This window comes from Streptomyces sp. NBC_00289, assembly GCF_041435115.1.
Classification (GTDB): Bacteria; Actinomycetota; Actinomycetes; order Streptomycetales; family Streptomycetaceae; genus Streptomyces.
Window position 1 is genome coordinate 6,637,528 of sequence record NZ_CP108046.1, and the last position, 16,126, is coordinate 6,653,653.

9 protein-coding genes and 1 pseudogene are annotated in these 16,126 nt (G+C 74.0%); 1 reads left to right on the plus strand and 9 read right to left on the minus strand.

From position 1 onward, the window contains the following. Window position 1: 1 nt before the first annotated feature. Window positions 2-3,418, minus strand: coding sequence for an FtsX-like permease family protein (locus OG985_RS30145; protein ID WP_371671492.1), 3,417 nt, complete (start codon window positions 3,416-3,418; stop codon window positions 2-4). 222 nt (window positions 3,419-3,640) lie between these two features. Then, window positions 3,641-4,045: a globin gene (locus tag OG985_RS30150; protein WP_371671493.1), complete on the minus strand. Its 405-nt coding sequence runs from the start codon at window positions 4,043-4,045 to the stop codon at window positions 3,641-3,643. Between the two features lie 193 nt (window positions 4,046-4,238). On the opposite strand from OG985_RS30150, the gene OG985_RS30155 reads away from it, so the two are divergent. Next, complete coding sequence (locus OG985_RS30155; protein ID WP_371671494.1) at window positions 4,239-5,228, plus strand: methyltransferase domain-containing protein; 990 nt, start codon at window positions 4,239-4,241, stop codon at window positions 5,226-5,228. Window positions 5,229-5,237: 9 nt separating this feature from the next. Here OG985_RS30155 and OG985_RS30160 read toward each other — a convergent pair whose 3' ends face one another. The 7 genes and pseudogenes from OG985_RS30160 to OG985_RS30190 all read right to left on the minus strand — a co-directional run bounded on the left by OG985_RS30160 (window position 5,238) and on the right by OG985_RS30190 (window position 16,015). Next, window positions 5,238-6,557, minus strand: a complete 1,320-nt coding sequence (locus OG985_RS30160; RefSeq protein WP_371671495.1) for an FHA domain-containing protein — start codon at window positions 6,555-6,557, stop codon at window positions 5,238-5,240. An 82-nt stretch (window positions 6,558-6,639) separates the two neighbouring features. Next, window positions 6,640-7,986, minus strand: coding sequence for a VWA domain-containing protein (locus OG985_RS30165; RefSeq protein WP_371671496.1), 1,347 nt, complete (start codon window positions 7,984-7,986; stop codon window positions 6,640-6,642). A gap of 198 nt (window positions 7,987-8,184) precedes the next feature. Further along, complete coding sequence (locus OG985_RS30170) at window positions 8,185-9,531, minus strand: protein phosphatase 2C domain-containing protein (protein ID WP_371671497.1); 1,347 nt, start codon at window positions 9,529-9,531, stop codon at window positions 8,185-8,187. Further along, window positions 9,532-12,136 (minus strand): annotated as a pseudogene (locus tag OG985_RS30175) (tetratricopeptide repeat protein). A gap of 18 nt (window positions 12,137-12,154) precedes the next feature. Beyond that, window positions 12,155-13,492 carry a hypothetical protein gene (locus OG985_RS30180; RefSeq protein ID WP_371671498.1) on the minus strand — a complete coding sequence of 446 codons (1,338 nt, stop codon included), beginning with the start codon at window positions 13,490-13,492 and terminating at the stop codon, window positions 12,155-12,157. Window positions 13,493-13,547: 55 nt separating this feature from the next. After that, window positions 13,548-14,609, minus strand: coding sequence for a glutamate ABC transporter substrate-binding protein (locus OG985_RS30185; RefSeq protein ID WP_371671499.1), 1,062 nt, complete (start codon window positions 14,607-14,609; stop codon window positions 13,548-13,550). Between the two features lie 14 nt (window positions 14,610-14,623). Beyond that, window positions 14,624-16,015, minus strand: coding sequence for a hypothetical protein (locus OG985_RS30190; protein ID WP_371674535.1), 1,392 nt, complete (start codon window positions 16,013-16,015; stop codon window positions 14,624-14,626). Window positions 16,016-16,126: the final 111 nt, after the last annotated feature.

Here is a 16,126-nt window from a genome sequence, read left to right on the forward strand (position 1 = left end):
CTCACTCACCTCCCTGTTCTCGCAGCGAGGCCACCTGGTCCGTCCGCCGCAGCGCGAGCGCGACGGTCACCAGCAGCGGAGTGAGCGCCACGGCCGCGAGCAGGGCGGCGGCCGGCGCGAGCGGCAGCTCGACCAGTACCGGCGGCACCGGCCGGCTCGCCTCCGAGGTCAGGACGACCAGCGGGACCACGGCCCGGGTCAGCAGGGTCCCCAGGGCCGCGCCGACCAGCAGCGCCAACGCCACGAGCACCCCGTGCTCGACGGCGATCGTGCGGGCCAGCCGGCGGCGCGGGGCGCCCAGGGCGCGCAACACCGCGAACTCGGCGCCCCGCTCCCGCAGCGAGCCCGCCGCGCTCACCGCGAACCCGACCGCCGCCAGCGCCGCCGCCACCCCGGCCGCCGCGGTGAACGCGGCCTCGGGGCCCGCGCCGAACGGGTCGTCACGCAACCGCGCGGCGATCTCGTCCCGCACCACCACCTGTGCGGGATCCAGGTCCGGCCGGGCCCGCAGGGCGGCGGCGACCCCGGCGGCCTCGCCGGGATCGGCTGCGAGCCACCACTCGGTGGGCGTGACGCCCTCGCCGTACCGCGCCTCCAACACCCGGTTCACCGACCGCAGATCGACGAGCAGGGCACCGCCACCGGCCGTGTCGCCACTCCCACCGTTCACGGAACTTCCGGGCTCCGCGCTCACGTCCCCGCTCTCCTCCTCGGCCGCGGTCGGCAGCCCCCGGACCGAGCGCACGATCCGCACCGGCACCTCACGGGCACCGAACGTCACGTCCACGCGCTGACCGACCCCCGCTCCCGCCGAGGCGAGGAAGCGGTCGGTGGCGACGGCCGTGACCTCCGGACGGGCGGGCTGAGCCACCTGCATGCGCACCGTCAGCGTCGAGACGCCCCACGTCTGCTCGCGCGGCACATAGCCCGTTCCGTACGCGATGGCCGGCGGCCCGGAACCGCTCGCGCGTGGCCGGGTCGGCAGGGTGCTCGTGTCCCCGGACGAGGCATCCGCGTCGCTCTCCGCCACAGCCGTCCAGGCGGTGGGAAGCCGCAGCCGCCGTACCGTTCCGTGGGTGTCCGTGGCTGTCAACGCGTCGAGGGACAGGCGCTGTTGCCGCGGCCGGCCGAACGGCTGCGGCATGACCAGCTCCAGGCCCGTGAGCATCAGCGGCCCCGGGGAGACGGTGAGGTCCAGGGCGTGCGGGCGGCCGTCGGAGGGGAGTTCACCGGCGGGCAGCCGGTAGGGGGTGCCATGGCTGTCCTCCACCGTGACGGTCACGTCCGCCGCGGCGGCGCGGTCCGAGCTGCGCAGGGTCGCCGTCAGCCGCAGCCGGGCGGTGCCCGCGGGGACCTCGGCGCCCGCTGTCGCCCCCTTCGGGGCGAGCTCCGCCAGCAGGGGGCGCATCGGGTCGGCGGCCAGGTCGGGGCGCATCAGCACGGCGTCCGCGGCGTGGGCGGTGTCCAGGGCGAGCACGGTCGCGGTGCGGTTGCCGGACAGCGGCAGCGTCGCACGGACCGCGGGGGCGGCCTCCCGTACGTGCGGGACGGCCGCGTACTCGTCGGTGCGGCCCGGGCCGCTCTCCCCGGTGCCCAGGACACGCACCGGCGCTCCGGCCCGGAAGTCCGCCTGGTCGTCCTGCGAGCGGTCCCAGGAAGCCCCTTGCCCGATCGCCAGCAGGCCCAGCGCGACGGCGAGGACCAGCAGCAGCACCGGGCCCGCACCGCGCATCGGGCGGCGGCTGAGCTGCCAGCCCGCCAGCGCGGCGGTCAGACCGCGACCGCCGGCCGCCCGGCGTTCGGCCAGCCCGGCCACCGGTGGCAGCAGCCGCAGGGTGAGCGCCGTCCCGGCCAGCAGGGCGAGCGCCGGCGCGGCCACCAGCAGCGGGTCGATGCCGGGGGTGCCGACGGTGGTTCCCCCGCCCGAGCCGGGCCGAGACCGGGAAAGGTCCTCCGTGACCACGCCCGACGTCTGGCGGCGCAGCTGCCAGTAGGCGACACCGGCCACGACCAGCAACCCCACGTCGGCGCCCCCGCGCACCGCGCCGGGCAGCGCCCGGGCCCGCCCCGAGGTGACCGGGGGCGCGGTCCGGCCCCGCCCGGGCGCGAGGGAGGACGCCGCCGCCCGCAGCCGTCCGGAGCCCAACCCGTCGGAGCTCAGCACGGGCAGCGTCACCGCCAGCGCGCATCCCAGTGCCGTACCCAGCGCCACGAGCCACACCTCGGTGCCCCCGCCGGCCGGTACCTCCAGCCGTAGCCCGATCCGGGCCAGCGGCCCCTGCCCGGCCAGCAGCCCGGTCAGCGGCCCCGCGAGCAGCGGAGCGCAGAGCACCGCGGGGACGGCGAGCAGCAGGGCCTCCAGGGCGGCCTGCCCCGCGATCCGGGACCGGGCGGCACCGCGCGCTCTGAGCAGCCGGGTCTCGCCCGCCCGCTCGGCGCTCAGCAGCCGGGCCACCAGCAGCAGGGCACAGCCCGCGAGCAGCACCAGCTGGAGCGCGACGATCACCAGCGTGGAACGGGAGACCAGCAGCGAACGGTCGACCCGGTCGAGGACCTCGGGCAGTGCGGTGCCCGCGGCCGTCGTACCGCTGAGCGCGGGCTGCTTGCGCAGCGCGGCGCTCCCGGCGCGGGCCGCCTCCCGCAGCGCGTCGATCCGTCCGGTCGTCAGGGCCGAGAAGTCGGCCGAGACCAGCCACGCGGACCGCCCGGCGCTGACCCTGTCGCCGCTCAGGACGCCGGGATCGGCCAGCATCGGTCCGTACGTCGTGAAGCCGGCCTCGGTGATTCCGCGCCCGCGCAGGTCGTCGAGCTGCCAGTACGTCGCGTCCGCCCGGGCGGGCACGTACAGGCCGGTGATCGTGACGCGAGTCCTCGGGCCGCCGAGCCGGTCGACGAGGGTGAGGCGGGAGCCGGGAGCCAGGCCGAGGGCCCGGGCGGCGGTCCGGGGGAGGGCGGTCTCGACCCTCTCGCCGGAACCGGAGGGATCGTCGGCGGGCCGTGGCAGTCGTCCGGCGACGACCCGCACCTGTGTCCGGTCCAGCGCCGCGAAGTACGTCAGGTCGGGGTTCTCGGACCGCTCGGCTCTCGGCGGGCGCGGCAGGGCGTACGGGCCCGAGCGGACCAGCGTCCGCACGGTCACCGGCAGTCCGCCGAAGATCTGCCGGGCTCCCTCGCGTACGGCGCGACCGGCGGCCGCGCGACCGGCGGCCGGCACGTCGGCCTTGACGATCAGCGCGGTGTCGGCGGCGTTGCGGGGGTCCTTCAGGGAGTGGCGCAGGGCCGCGTCGCCGATCGCGCCCGAGTAGGCGGTCAGCGTCGCCAGCACGGCCGTCGTCAGCAGGACGGTGAGCAGCGCGGCGGCGAGCAGCAGGCGGTGTGCCCGCGCCCGCAGCACGACGAACCCCGTAACCCCCGTCACCCGGCCCCCCGCCGATGTCCGACTCCGGGCGATGTTGTCAGAGGCGGCGGGGCAGGGGTAAGCGCTTGTAGACCGGCCTTGACCGTATTGTGACCGCAATCCGGCGTTCTACGACCGGAATCCGCGCGTCAGCCCCGAACATCACGCCCCGCCGTTTGGGGCCCGCGCATCACGCCCCCGCTTCGGGCCACCTGCCACGCAGCACACGCGCCTACGAGCGTGTCAGTCCGGGGTGTTGACCATCGAGGCGGCCGCGTACGTCAGGTAGTTCCACAGCGTCGTCTCGTGCTCCTCGGACAGGCCGAGGCTGTCGACGGCGTCCCGCATGTGCCTCAGCCAGGCGTCGTGCGCCGCGCGGTCGACGGTGAAGGGGGCGTGGCGCATCCGCAGCCGCGGGTGGCCGCGGTTGTCGCTGTACGTCGTCGGACCGCCCCAGTACTGGATCAGGAACAGCGTGAGACGGTCCTCGGCCGGACCCAGATCCTCCTCGGGATACATGGGCCGCAGGACCGGGTCCTCGGCGACTCCCTCGTAGAAACGGTGGACGAGGCGACGGAAGGTGTCCTCCCCGCCGACCTGCTCGTAGAAGGTCTGCTCCTGAAGCGTGCCGCGCCGGATCTCTTTCACCCGTCCATGGTCTCAGACGGGATGACCGAGGACTTGGGGCTTAGGACCTGCCCCCGGACCGCCCCCGGAACCGGGCGATCGCCCCGCGCGGACCTGCTGGTTCCAGATCGGCCGATCTCCGGCGGACCAGGTGATTCCGGATCGGCCGGTTCCGGCGCTCGCCTCGCGCCGCGTCCCGCAGCACAGTGGACGTATGAGCGCTCACGCCCTCGACAGGGACCTGTCCGGCCTCGCCCTCTCGGCGCGGGCCGCCCTGGTGCGCGAGATCGACGCGAGCGGGGCCTGGGACGCCGACCCGGTCTGGCGGCAGGCGTTCGAGGCGGTCCCGCGCCATCTCTTCGTGCCGTACTACTACGTCGGCATCCGGGGCGGCTACGAACGGCGCTGGGGCGAGAGCCCGGACCCGGGCACCCGCGAGCGCTGGCTGCGCGGCGCCTACGCGGACGCGCCGCTGGCCACCCGGCTGCGCGACGGCGAGCTGGTCTCCTCCAGCAGTCAGCCCTCCCTGATGGCGATGATGCTGGTCGAACTGGGCGTACGGGACGGTGACCGGGTTCTGGAGATCGGGGCGGGCACCGGCTACAACGCGGCCCTGCTCGCCCACCGACTGGGTGCCGACGACCTGGTCACCACCGTCGACCTGGAGCCGGAGATCACCGAGTCGGCGCGACGGCATCTGGCCGCGGCGGGCCACCACCCGGCCGTCGTCACCGGTGACGGCGCCCGTGGAGTGCCCGAACGCGCCCCCTACGACCGGATCATCGCGACCTGCACCCTGCCGTCGATCCCGCTCGCCTGGCCGGCCCAGTGCCGCCCCGGCGCCCGTGTCCTCGCCCCGCTCGCGACCGGACTGATCGCCCTGACGGTGCGGAACGCCGGGCACGCCGAGGGCCGCTTCCTGCACACACCCGCCTACTTCGTGCCCCTGCGCGGCGCGGACCGTACGGAGCCGGAGACGGAACCGAGGCGGCCGGAAGGGGTGCCCCGCCGGGCCGCGGACCACGAACTGTTCCGCTTCCTGCTGGCCCTGACGCGCGGCGCCCTCGAACCGCGGGAGGCATATGAACTGTGGGAGCGCGAGGACATGCCGAGGCGCGAGCGGTACGGCATCACGGTCGACGGCGCACACGAGTGGGCCTGGCTGGACGATCCGGAGGGGCCGTACACCTGGCCCCTCCGCTGAGACGGCGGGTCAGCCCCGGCGGACGGTGATCGTCGTCCACGCACCCACGTGCACCCGGTCCCCGTCCTGCAACGGCACCGGGACGAAGGGCTGGATCGGCTCCTCCGAGCCGTTGACCGTCGTACCGTTCGTCGAGTTCTGGTCGACGACCGCCCAGTTGCCGTCCGGCTGCTGGACCAGGACCGCGTGCTGGTGCGAGACGCCCGGGTCCTCCGGCGGCACCGACAGGTCGATGTCGGGGGTGTCGCCGGTGGAGTGGCGGCGGCGGCCGATGGTGATCTGGTTGCCGGTGAGCGTGCGCTGCTGCTCCGGCGAGTACGCGGGCAGGTTGAGGCCCGCCGCCTCGGGGCCGGAGCGGTGCATCATCGCCATGAAGTACTCGCGGTCCGGGCCGATGGTCGCCGTCCAGGTCGCCGGCTGCTGCGGGAAGCCGAGGTTGGGCGGCGAGGGCGGGGCCTGGCCCGAACCGGGCTGCGGATAGCCGTAGCCGCCGCCGGGCGCGGTGGCGGACGGCGGGGGGAGCACCCAGTCGTCGTCACCGCCGCCGAAGGACGGACCGCCCTGCTGGGGGCGCCTGGTCTCCTGCGGATAGCCGGTCGGGGCGCCCTGACCCATGGGAGCGGACGGCTGGTACGCCTGCGGAACGCCCTGCCCGCCGGGTCCGCCCTGCGTGGGTCCGGGCGGCGGCGGAACCGGCCGCGACGGGTCGCCGCCGTAGCCGGACTGCCCGCCCGGGCCACCCTGACCGCCATAGCCGGGCTGCCCACCCTGGCCCCCTTGGCCGCCGTAGCCACCGGGAGGGCCGGCCTGGCCGGGACCACCGGGGCCGCCGTAACCACCGGGGCCGCCCTGCGGGCCGGCGGGGCGCGAGGGGTCCCCGCCGTACGGCGGGATCGGCTCGGCGGGCCGGTTCATCTGCGAGGGGCGCGAACTCTGGTAGTCGTAGGAGTCACCGCCGCCGTAGGACGGTCCGGGCGGCTGCTGGAAGCGGGGGGCCTGGCCGGGGCCGGGCGCCTGCGGGCGCGGGGCGGCCGGGGTGTACGAAGTCGCCGTGTTCGTCAGGAAGTTCCACCGGCACTCCTCGCAGAACGGCGCGCCGCCCTCACGGGGCGTACGGCACTGCGGGCAGAGCTCCGGCTCGTGGTCGGGCACGGCGGACAGGTGCGGCCGACCGCCGGGCTGGCCCTGGGGCGGGAAGCCGTAACCGCCGCCGGGCGGCGGGGGCGGAGGGGGCGGAGGGGGCGGGGGCACGGCACCGGCCATGCGGTGACCGCAGACCTCGCACCAGTCGTCGGAACCCGACTGGTGTCCGTTCGGGCATGTCGGCATGTCGGCGCTTCCCCCTCTCCTTTTCCGGCCTTTCGACCGGATTTCTCCAACCCCGGGAGGGTCGGGCTCGTGACGTACCAGGTCACTTCTTTACACGAACAGTCTTTGTGGACCGAGTTTCGAGCGTCATCTCGTCGGCCTCCGCGACCTTCGCCTTCAGTCGCACAGTACCTGTCGCGGCGTCGACCACGTCCACCACCTTCGCAAGCAGTTTCGCAGTATCCGCGTTTCCGGAATGGCCCGCGAGCTGAACGGCCCGACCCAGTTTGGCCGTTGCTCCGTCGAAGTCTCCCGCTTTGCGGAGATCCAGCCCTTGTTGGATGACTTGTGCCAGTTCGGCCTGCCCGGTGTAGTGGGCGACCTGGGGATTGATGGACGTCGACGCGACCATGTCGTCGGTCCACACGGCCCGTACGAGACCCTGCGCGCCGAGGTTGTGGGCGCTGCCGTCGGGCTGCGGCACGACCAGCGCGACCCGGGCGGCGAGCATCTCCTGGCCGAGGCCCGCGACCGGAACCTCGACGCAGACGTGGTAGTCACGGGACTCGTCCCCCCAGGAGCCGGTGGGGTAGTCGCCGGAGCGCGGGCCCGCCTCGGTGCGGCGGTCGGTGAGTTCCTCGACGGTGGGTGCGACCTGCTTGACGAACTTCACCGCCGTGCCGACCGGAGTCCACAGGCGCAGCGACACGTCCGCGACCTCCTTGCCCATCGCCGTCTCCATCATCTGCGTGAAGTCGGTGGCGAGACCGGCCGGGTCGGCGACGATGTCGGAGGTGCCGAGCAGGGCGGAGGCGATCCCTGTGACTTCTTTCACTTCCCAGTCGGTGCCCACGCCTCGGGCGTCACAGGTGAAGCGTCCGGCGCAGGAGTCCAGGGCGCTCTTCAGGTCCTCGGGCGACTCGTGTTCGTTGCGGCCGTCGGTGAGCAGGATGCCGTGGCGGATGCCGACGTCCGCCGAGGACAGCAGGCGGTCGGCGAGGCGCAGCCAGGTCCCGATGGCCGTACCGCCGGTCGCGGTGAGCTTGCGCAGCGCGTGTTTGGCCTGGTCGCGGGTGGTGGCGTCGGCGACCGCGAGGCGCCCGCCGCCGGGGTAGACCTCCTTGGCGACGTGGGTGCCGCCGATCACCGCGAAGTGCACGCCGTCGCGCAGGGTGTCGATGGCCGCCGACGTGGCGTCGCGGGCGTTGCGCATCTTCGTCGGCGGGTAGTCCATCGAGCCCGAACAGTCGACCATGATCGCCACGGCCGCGGAGGGGCCCTGTCCGGGCGTGTAGTGGTGGGGCGTCGCGGCCGCGCTGCCGACGGTGCCGCCTCCGGTGGCGGTCACCGTGACGATGGCGCTGACCTCGCGGCCGCCCTCCGGCAGGAACTCGTTCTGGTAGACGTCCACCGCGAACTGCGGCACGTTCGACTTCGAGAAATTGGCCATGCCTGCTCACATCCCCCTCGTACTCCGCCGAAGCGGAGCGATGACTGAGGACGGACCGGTCCCCACCGGTCCGTCCGGGCTTCCCCGTACGCGGCCCTCGGCCATGTCGTCGGATTCCCGTCGTCGCCCGGCGAGCGGCCCTGCGGCGAGCGTGCCTACAGGGGCCTGGTGGGGCGGACGGGAGTCCGAAGACGGGGCCTACGCCGATCCTGCCCCCCGCGGCGGGGCAGGGAACGGCAGGAGCGCCACTGTTACGTTGTCGTGGCCCCCGCCGTCCAAGGCGTGACCGACCAGTACCTGGGCGGCGTGCAGGGGGCGCACCGCGGCGTCCAGGGGGACGACCTCGGCCATCTCCTCGGCCGCCTCCGCGTAGTTCCACAGTCCGTCGGAGCACACCACCACCACACCGGGCCGGTCCGGCTTGAAGGAAGCGGTGTGCGGCTCCAGTTCGTAGGCGTCCGCGCCGAGCCAGCCCGTGATCGCGTGGGCGCGCTCGTCGGCGTACGCCTCCGCCTCGTTCATCAGACCGGCGGCGACCATCTGCGCGGCCCACGAGTCGTCCTCGGTGAGCCGGGCCGGGGGTGCGGCGCGGTCCACCGGGACCCAGTAGGCGCGGCTGTCACCGACCCAGCCGACGACCAGCAGCCCGGCGGTCACCACCGCCCCGACGAAGGTGCAGGCGGGGGCGTTCTGGTGCGGGGCGTGCTCTCGGGCGGTGGCCGGTTCCTCGGCGAGCGCGTTGACGGCGTGCGAGGCCGCGATGATCGCGTCGTGCAGGGCCTGCTGGGGATGCGTGCCGGCCGGCAGGGCCGCCAGCAGCGATTCGCTCGCGGCCCGGGACGCGGCGAGCGAGGCGTCGTCCGGGCGGGTCGCCGAGGACACGCCGTCGCAGACGACCGACAGGAGCACGGGGGAGCCGTCCGGCAGCACGGTGGTGCCGAGGGCGAAGGCGTCCTCGTTGCGGTGATGGCGCAGCCCGCGGTCGCTGACCGCGGCGACCGGGCCGGCCTCCTGCTCCATGTGGTCGCGCTCGCGCGGCTGGGCGTGCCCGCAGTTCTCGCAGTAGCCGTCGTCGTCGACCCGGCCCGCCCGGCAGGCCACGCACACCCGGGTGCCCGCGGCCGGCGTCGGCGGTTCGGCGGTCGCGCGCGGGTCGGGCGCCTGCAGCGGGTACTCCTCGGGTTCCGGCCCGCGGTCGAACCGTACGCCCGAGGCGGGGGAGACCGGTGAGCCCGTGACAGGGGCCGGCTGCTGCGGTACGGCCGAGGGCAGCGCGCCGCCGCCCGAGTCGGTGCCCTGGAGATCCGTCGGCAGGTGCACCGGCGCGGGACGGCCGGAGCTGCCGGGCTCGGGGGCCACGGGCCAGGACGGGTCGGCTTCCGCCGCGGACGGTGTCCAGCCGTTCATGGCGATGGTCGGGTTGTCGTCCGGCCGTGCGGTGACAGCGGACAGGTCGTATCCGCACGCACCGCAGAAACGGTCACCCGACTCGAGTGGTTCCTCGCAGCTCGGGCAGGCGGACAACTGGGGCATCTGCGACATCAACTACACCCACGTCCGGGGGCGGTAACGGTTGGCTCGTTCCACCAGGTCGATCCTCTCCTCGCCGCCGCGGGCGAGCCGGGCCAGCGTGCGGTACGAACGCTCCAGGCCGAAGCGCAGGCCCCGCTCGTCCAGGTCGCTGCCGAGCAGCGTCCGCCCCCCGGCGGCATGGGGGTCCCCCTGCCCGGCCGGAGCCGAGAGCGGGGCAGGGGCGGAACCCTGGCCCCCGGAGAGTATCCAGTCCAGCGCGCAGCCGAGCACCTCGGCCGACAACTGCTCACGGCGGGCCGGATCCAGACCGTAGGCGTCCAGCGCCTCGACCTGCCCCGCGGCCGCCACCAGGTCGTCCAGAAACGGTACGTCACCGGCGACCGCCGTGCGTTGACGCAGCCGTGCGCGGACCGCCGCCACCCGCGCCGCCGTGTAGTGGATGGAGCTTTCCGGCACCGACTCCAGTGTCTGTACGGCGCCTCGGCGGTCGCCCGTCGCGAGCTGGACGCGGGCCAGCCCGAAGGCGGTGCTCACATAGCTGGGGTCGGTCGACCACACCAGGCGGTAGTACTCGGCGGCGTTGTCGAGCTGGCCCAGCACCTCCGCGCACAGGCCGAGGGCCAGCTTCGGTGCCGGCTCGCCCGGGAAGGCGTCGTAGACGGCGTCGAAGGCGAGCGCGGCGCCCTCGTGGTCGCCGGTCACCAGCGCGGCCACGCCCCGGTACCAGACGACCCGCCAGTCGTCGGGCCGCTCCTCCTCGAGCCTCCGCAGGGCTTCGAGGGCCGCGTGCGCGTCGCCGTTCTCCAGCCAGGCGCGGATCTGCCGCAGCCGGGTCTCGGTCGACTGGGCCGGCGCCCCGGCCAGGGCCCCGAGGAGTTCGGCCGGCGCGGTGGTCAGCAGGGCCGCCAGGAACCCGGCGTTGGGGTCGGCCGGATCCACCAGGGGCACGGGCAGGGCGAGGGCCGCCGCGGCGGCGTCGACGATTCTGACGATGCTCGCGGAGCCGGGGGACGGCTGCCCGGCGAGTGCCGGCGGAACGCCCGGAGCCTGAGCGGTGCCCGGGGCCGGGGAGGCGGAGGCGGTGGCCGGGGCGGCGGCGCCGCGTTTGGCGCGCACCACCCGCGCCCCCAGTCTCGAGACCTCGCCGTCCAGTCTCGGGAACAACTCCGTGTCGGTGACCCGCACTTCGGGACCGAACAGCGTGGACAGCGCGGGCCGCGCCTTCCCCGTCTGGAGCGAGACGACCTCGCGAAGGACGCCCGTCAGCTGCTCGGACAACTCCTGCGCGGAGGCGAACCGGCGGCCCGGGTCGGGGTCGGTGGCCCGCACCAGCAGCCGGTAGAACGACTCGTACTGGCGGAAGACCTCGATGTGGTCGGGGTCGGGCAGGGAGTCCACGAAGACGTTCGTGTAGCCCTGGAAGTCGAAGGTCATCACCGCGAGCGTGCGGGCGACCGTGTACAGGTCGGACGCCACCGACGGGCCGACCTCCGCGACCTCCGGCGCCTGGTAGCCCACCGTGCCGTAGATGGCCGACTCGTCGTCGTCCATCCTGCGCACCGCGCCCATGTCGATCAGCTTCAGCTGGTCCTCGGTCTGGATCGCGTTGTCGACCTTGAAGTCGCAGTACAGCAGGTTGCGGCGGCAGATGCCCGAGGGCCTCCAGGGCCTCGATGCCGTACGCGCAGGCCTGCTCCACCGGCAGCGGGTCCCGCTTGCCGTCCGGCGTACGGCGTCCGTTGGCGATCTCCTTCAGGGACTTGCCGCCGACGTACTCCATGACGATGTACCCGTCCAGCGAACCCGTCCGCTGGTCGAGGTGCTCCACGAAGTTGTAGATCCGCACGATGTTGGCGTGCTCGATCTCCGCGAGGAAGCGCCGCTCGGAGATCGCGGCGGCCATCGCGTCCTGGTCGCCGGTGTCGAGCAGGCCCTTGAGGACCACCCAGCGGTCCGACACCGCGCGGTCCACCGCCAGGTAGACCCAGCCGAGACCGCCGTGCGCCAGGCAGCCCACGACCTCGTACTGGCCGTGGACGACGTCGCCGCCCTTCAGCTTCGGGACGAACGAGTACGGGTGGCCGCACTTGGTGCAGAAGCCCTCCGTGCGCCCGGCGTGCTCACCCCGCGAACGCCCCACCGGCGCCCCGCAGTCGGAGCGCGAGCAGAACCGCTTGCGCTCGGGCACCTCCGGGTTCTCCAGCACCATCGCGCGCGGGTCGGGCCGCGGCACCCCGGGGACCTCGACCAGACCGGCGCCGAGTCGGCCGCGGGTGGACGAACCGGAGGCCGAGCCGGAGCTGCGCACCGACACCGAACGGCCCGTGGAGCGGCCCGACACGGAGCGCGACAGCCGGCCCGACACCGAGCGCCGGGACTTCGACGACTGCGAGGACGTACGGGAACTGCCGCGGCTGCCGACGCGCGCGCCGGTGCTGCCCGAACCCCGGGAGCTCCCCCCGGCGGCGCCGACACCGGAGGACGGCGATCCGGCCGGGCCGCTCACCGACACGACCGGCGCGAGACCGCAGGTGTCGCAGTACAGTTCGCCGCCGCCCATGTCCTCGTACGCCCCGTCGCAGCCGGGCCGCTGACAGGTCTGCTGTGCATCGGTCATGACGCTGCGTCCCCCTTCTCACTCACGGCCCGGTCCCCTCCGGTCCTGTGGCCCGCCCTGCTCCGGCAGCCGCGGGGCGCCGAGCTGTTCGGCGGCCGCGTGCTGGTAGCGCAGCACGGCCTGCTCGGCCACCCGCAGGTCGCAGGGCGCGCTCCACAGCATGCGCCGCGCCGCGTCGTACCGCTCGATCAGCAGCGAGTCCTCCGCCAGCCCGTGCCGGGCGGCCTTCGCCCGGTAGGCGTCGAGACGGCCGCGCAGCTCCGCGCGGACCGCCAGCGGCTGGGTGACCGCGGTCAACGACTCGCGGGCGCGCAGCAGTTCGTCCTCCGCCTTCCGCTCCAGGGACTCCAGGAGAGGAGACAGCCGGTGCCACTGGGCGTGTCTGCGGTAGTCCGCCGCCGTCGCCAACTGCTCCTGGAGCACGGTCGGCGGGCCGCTGACCACGGGCACCTCGGTGGCGGCGATCTTCGCGAGGACCTCGCCGCGCGCCGTGCGCGCCTCGGCGAGCGTGCGGTCGGCGCGGCTGAGCACGTCCCGCAGCCGCACGAGCCGCTGCTCCGCGTCCTGCCGCACGGTGAGCACCGCGTCGATCTCCCGGCGCACGTCCTCCAGGGCACGCGCCTCACGGTCGTACACCGTGGTGTCCGGCCTGCCGCCGCCCGGCGCGGTGCTTCGCCCCTCGGCGCGGACCCAGAAGGCGAGCGGGTCGGACACCACCTGCTCGCGCAGGGACGTCAGGACGCGTGTGATGCGCTCCAGGTCGTCGCCCGCGGGGTGTTCGCCGGGGCGCACCCCGACGGAGTGCGCGAGCCGGCGGGTGCGCTGGAGCTCCGCGGCCAGCAGGTCTATCCGGGCGGGCAGCGCCGACCAGACCGCGTCGGCGGCGACGACCATGTCGAGCGAGGTCGCGTACAGCTCGTTCATCCGGTCCACGAGGGTGACCAGCGAGAACCGCTCGCTGAGTCGCCCCGAACCGCCATGCAGGGTCGGCGCGTTGGCCGTGGCGGTGGTGGAGCCCGCAACCGTGACGGACTCGCCCCGCAGCAGCTCGGTCAGCTCCGCCAGGTCCTCGCGGCTGGACCAGCGGCGGCGGGAGCGGATGTCACGGGCGGAACGCAGCGCGTCCGTGTACGCGTCGAAGTACGCCCACAGCAGCGTGATCGACGCGTCCGCGGTGGCCCAGCGCTCCTTGGTGGTGCCGGTGAGGTCGGCGCCCTCGAGGAGTCTGCGGCCCGCGTGGTCCTGGAGGGCGAGGAGCGAGGTCTCGATGGCCTCGTGCTCCGCGCCGAGCCGCGCCAGCGCACGGTCCACCTCGTCCCGGTCCATCACCGGCCCGGCGGGGTCCGTGACGCCCATCGATCACCTCTCGCTGCTGTGGGTTGTGGTGCCGGTGTGTGGGTGGTGCGGTCCGTCAGCTCGTCCGCAGATACACCGGCGGGGGCGGCTCCGACTTCGTCGAGTCCTTGTTCAGTGTGGCCGACAGCCATCTGTCGTACGAGGCCTGCCAGCCGTCCGTCGTGTCCTTGCGGTAGTCCACCAGGATCTGGTTGACCCGGCGCACCAGGTCGTCGGCGCCCCGGTTCATGGCCACGCCGTAGTACTCGTCCGTGAAGGTGCCACCCTTGAGCTCGACCGTGGGGTCCTGGGCGGCCTGGCTCGCGGCGAGCGCGCCGTCGGTGACCACGGCGTCCACCTCACCGAGTTGCAGCCTGACCAGGCAGTCGAGCTGGTTGGGGACGGGCGGGACGACGACGGCGGAGGCGATCAGCTTCTTGGCGTCGTGGTCCGCCGTCAGCCGGGTGTTGGCGATGGAACCCGCCGCCGTGCAGATCCTCTTGTGCGCCAGCGTGTCGTCGTACCCGCTGATGTCCGAGGACCGGGGGGCCAGAACCTGCTGGCCCGTCTTGAAGTAGGGGGCGGAGAAGGCGACGTCGTCGAGGCGGTCGCAGGAGATGGTCATCGTGCGGACGACCATGTCGACGCTGCCGCTCTGCAGGGCCGGGATGCGCTGGTTGGTGGGGATGGCCTTGAACACGACGTCGTCCGGGTCGCCGAGTATCTCCTGGGCGATCCGGTGCACCAGATCGATGTCGAAGCCCTCCAGGTCGCCGGACGGGCCGCTGTTCGGATTGCGGTAGCCCCAGCGGTAGCTGTTCTGGTCGACGCCGACGATCAGCTTGCGCTTCTCGCCCGGGCGGGCCTTGATCTTCGCGATGGTGTCCCCGTCCGCGCCGGACGGGGACAGCGTCTGCTCTTCGGGGGCCTTCTTGATCGCGGGGTCCGCGCAGTGGTCGTCGGCACGTACCTGGCTGCCGCGGGCGAGGCCCGGACCGCCGGTGCCCGTACTGCCGTCGCCGCGCGACTGGGTCAGCGGCAGCAGCAGCGTGAAGACCACCGCGAGGGCGCAGACGACCGCCATCGCACCCACCCCGCCCCAGCCGCGCAGGCTGGCCCGCAAGCGTCGCGCGCGCATGGTCACGCCCCCTTTCACCGGTACTCCGAAAGCCTGCGCCCGATACCCAGCAGAGCGCCGGCCGCGCCCAGGAGCGCGAGCACGGCGGCGCCCTCGGGCAGCCCGGTCATCGCGTTCCGGCCGTCACCGGCCGCCTGCTTGAACTCGGCCTCCTCGTGCTGCAGGGCCCTGTCGAGGTTCTTGTCGACTCCCGCGAAGCACTCGCCGGTGGCGCCCTTGGCGCCGATCACCAGGGCCAGCGCCCGCTCGTAGTTGCCGTTGTCGTCCTGATCGCGGGCCGAGGCATGGCGTCTCTTCCACTCCGTCATGTTGCTCTCGGCCGTCGCGACCGGCTGCTGCCCGGACCGGTCGTCGGCGAGCTTCGCGGCCGCGGCGAGGCCCTTGCCGAGGGTGTCCATGTCCTTGCCGAAGTCGACGTCGTAGGAGTCGAGGGTCTCGCCGCCCACCTTGACGGTCTCGGCGCCGCGGGCCACCAGCGTCAGGTTCTCGTTGCCGCGGGCCTTGAGGGAGGCGATGCGGGCGTCGTGCAGCACGTTGAGGGAGCGGACGCCGTGGTCGTAGGAGTCGTCGAGGCCGGCGCGCGCGAGGCTGTGGCCGACGACGAGCCACAGCAGGACCACCGTGGTGCCGGCCGTCGCGGCGACCAGGCCGTGGTTCAGCACCCGGTTCGTGCGCCGGTAGTTGCGCTGCTGGGCCCAGCCGAGCGCGGCCAGCGCGAGCACGCCGAGACCGATGGCGATCCACGGGTAGGGCGTCGCGTCGCCGTAGTCGGCGCTCAGGCGCTGGTTCTCCTTGGTGTAGAGATCCTCCGCCTTCGGGAGCATCTCCTTCTGCATCTTCTCGTTCGCGTACCGCAGATAGGCGCCGCCGACCGGAAAGCCCTGGCGGTTGTACGTGCGGGCCTGCTCGACCAGGCCCTTGTACTGCGGCAGCAGTTCGTTGAGCCGGGCGATGGTCTTCGCCGCGGGGGAGCCGGGGTCGGAGTTGGCGGCCGCCTCGACCAGCCCCGAGGCGGCGCTGTCGATGTCCTGCTCGTACACCGTGCGGGTGGCGGCCGTCTCCTCGCCGCCGGCGAGAAAGCCGCTGGAGGCGGCCGTGTTGGCGTCGGCGAGCGAACGGTAGATGTCGGCCGCGGCGGAACTGAGGGGCTGGCTGTTGTGCAGTACGTCGTCGGCGGCGGCCGCCCGCTCGGTCATCTGCCAGGCGGTGACGGCGCCGAACGCGACGACGAGGAGTGCGACGACGGCACCGATGACGCGCAGCCGGCCGGGCTCGGTGGCGGCGCCCGCGCGCAGCCGGTCGAGGCCTTCGGCGAAGGCGGTGCGGCGGGCGGGCGCGGGCGTGGCGACCGGCGGGGCGGCGGGGGACCGGCCCGGCCCGCCCGGCTGCGGCGGAATCGCCGGCATCGTGGGCACGCCCGGACCCGGTGGTGGCGCCGCGCTGCTCTTCGTCGGGTGTGTCACTGTTTGACCTCCCCCATGGTCATCCGTCGTCGCAAGTATCACCGCCGACACTGA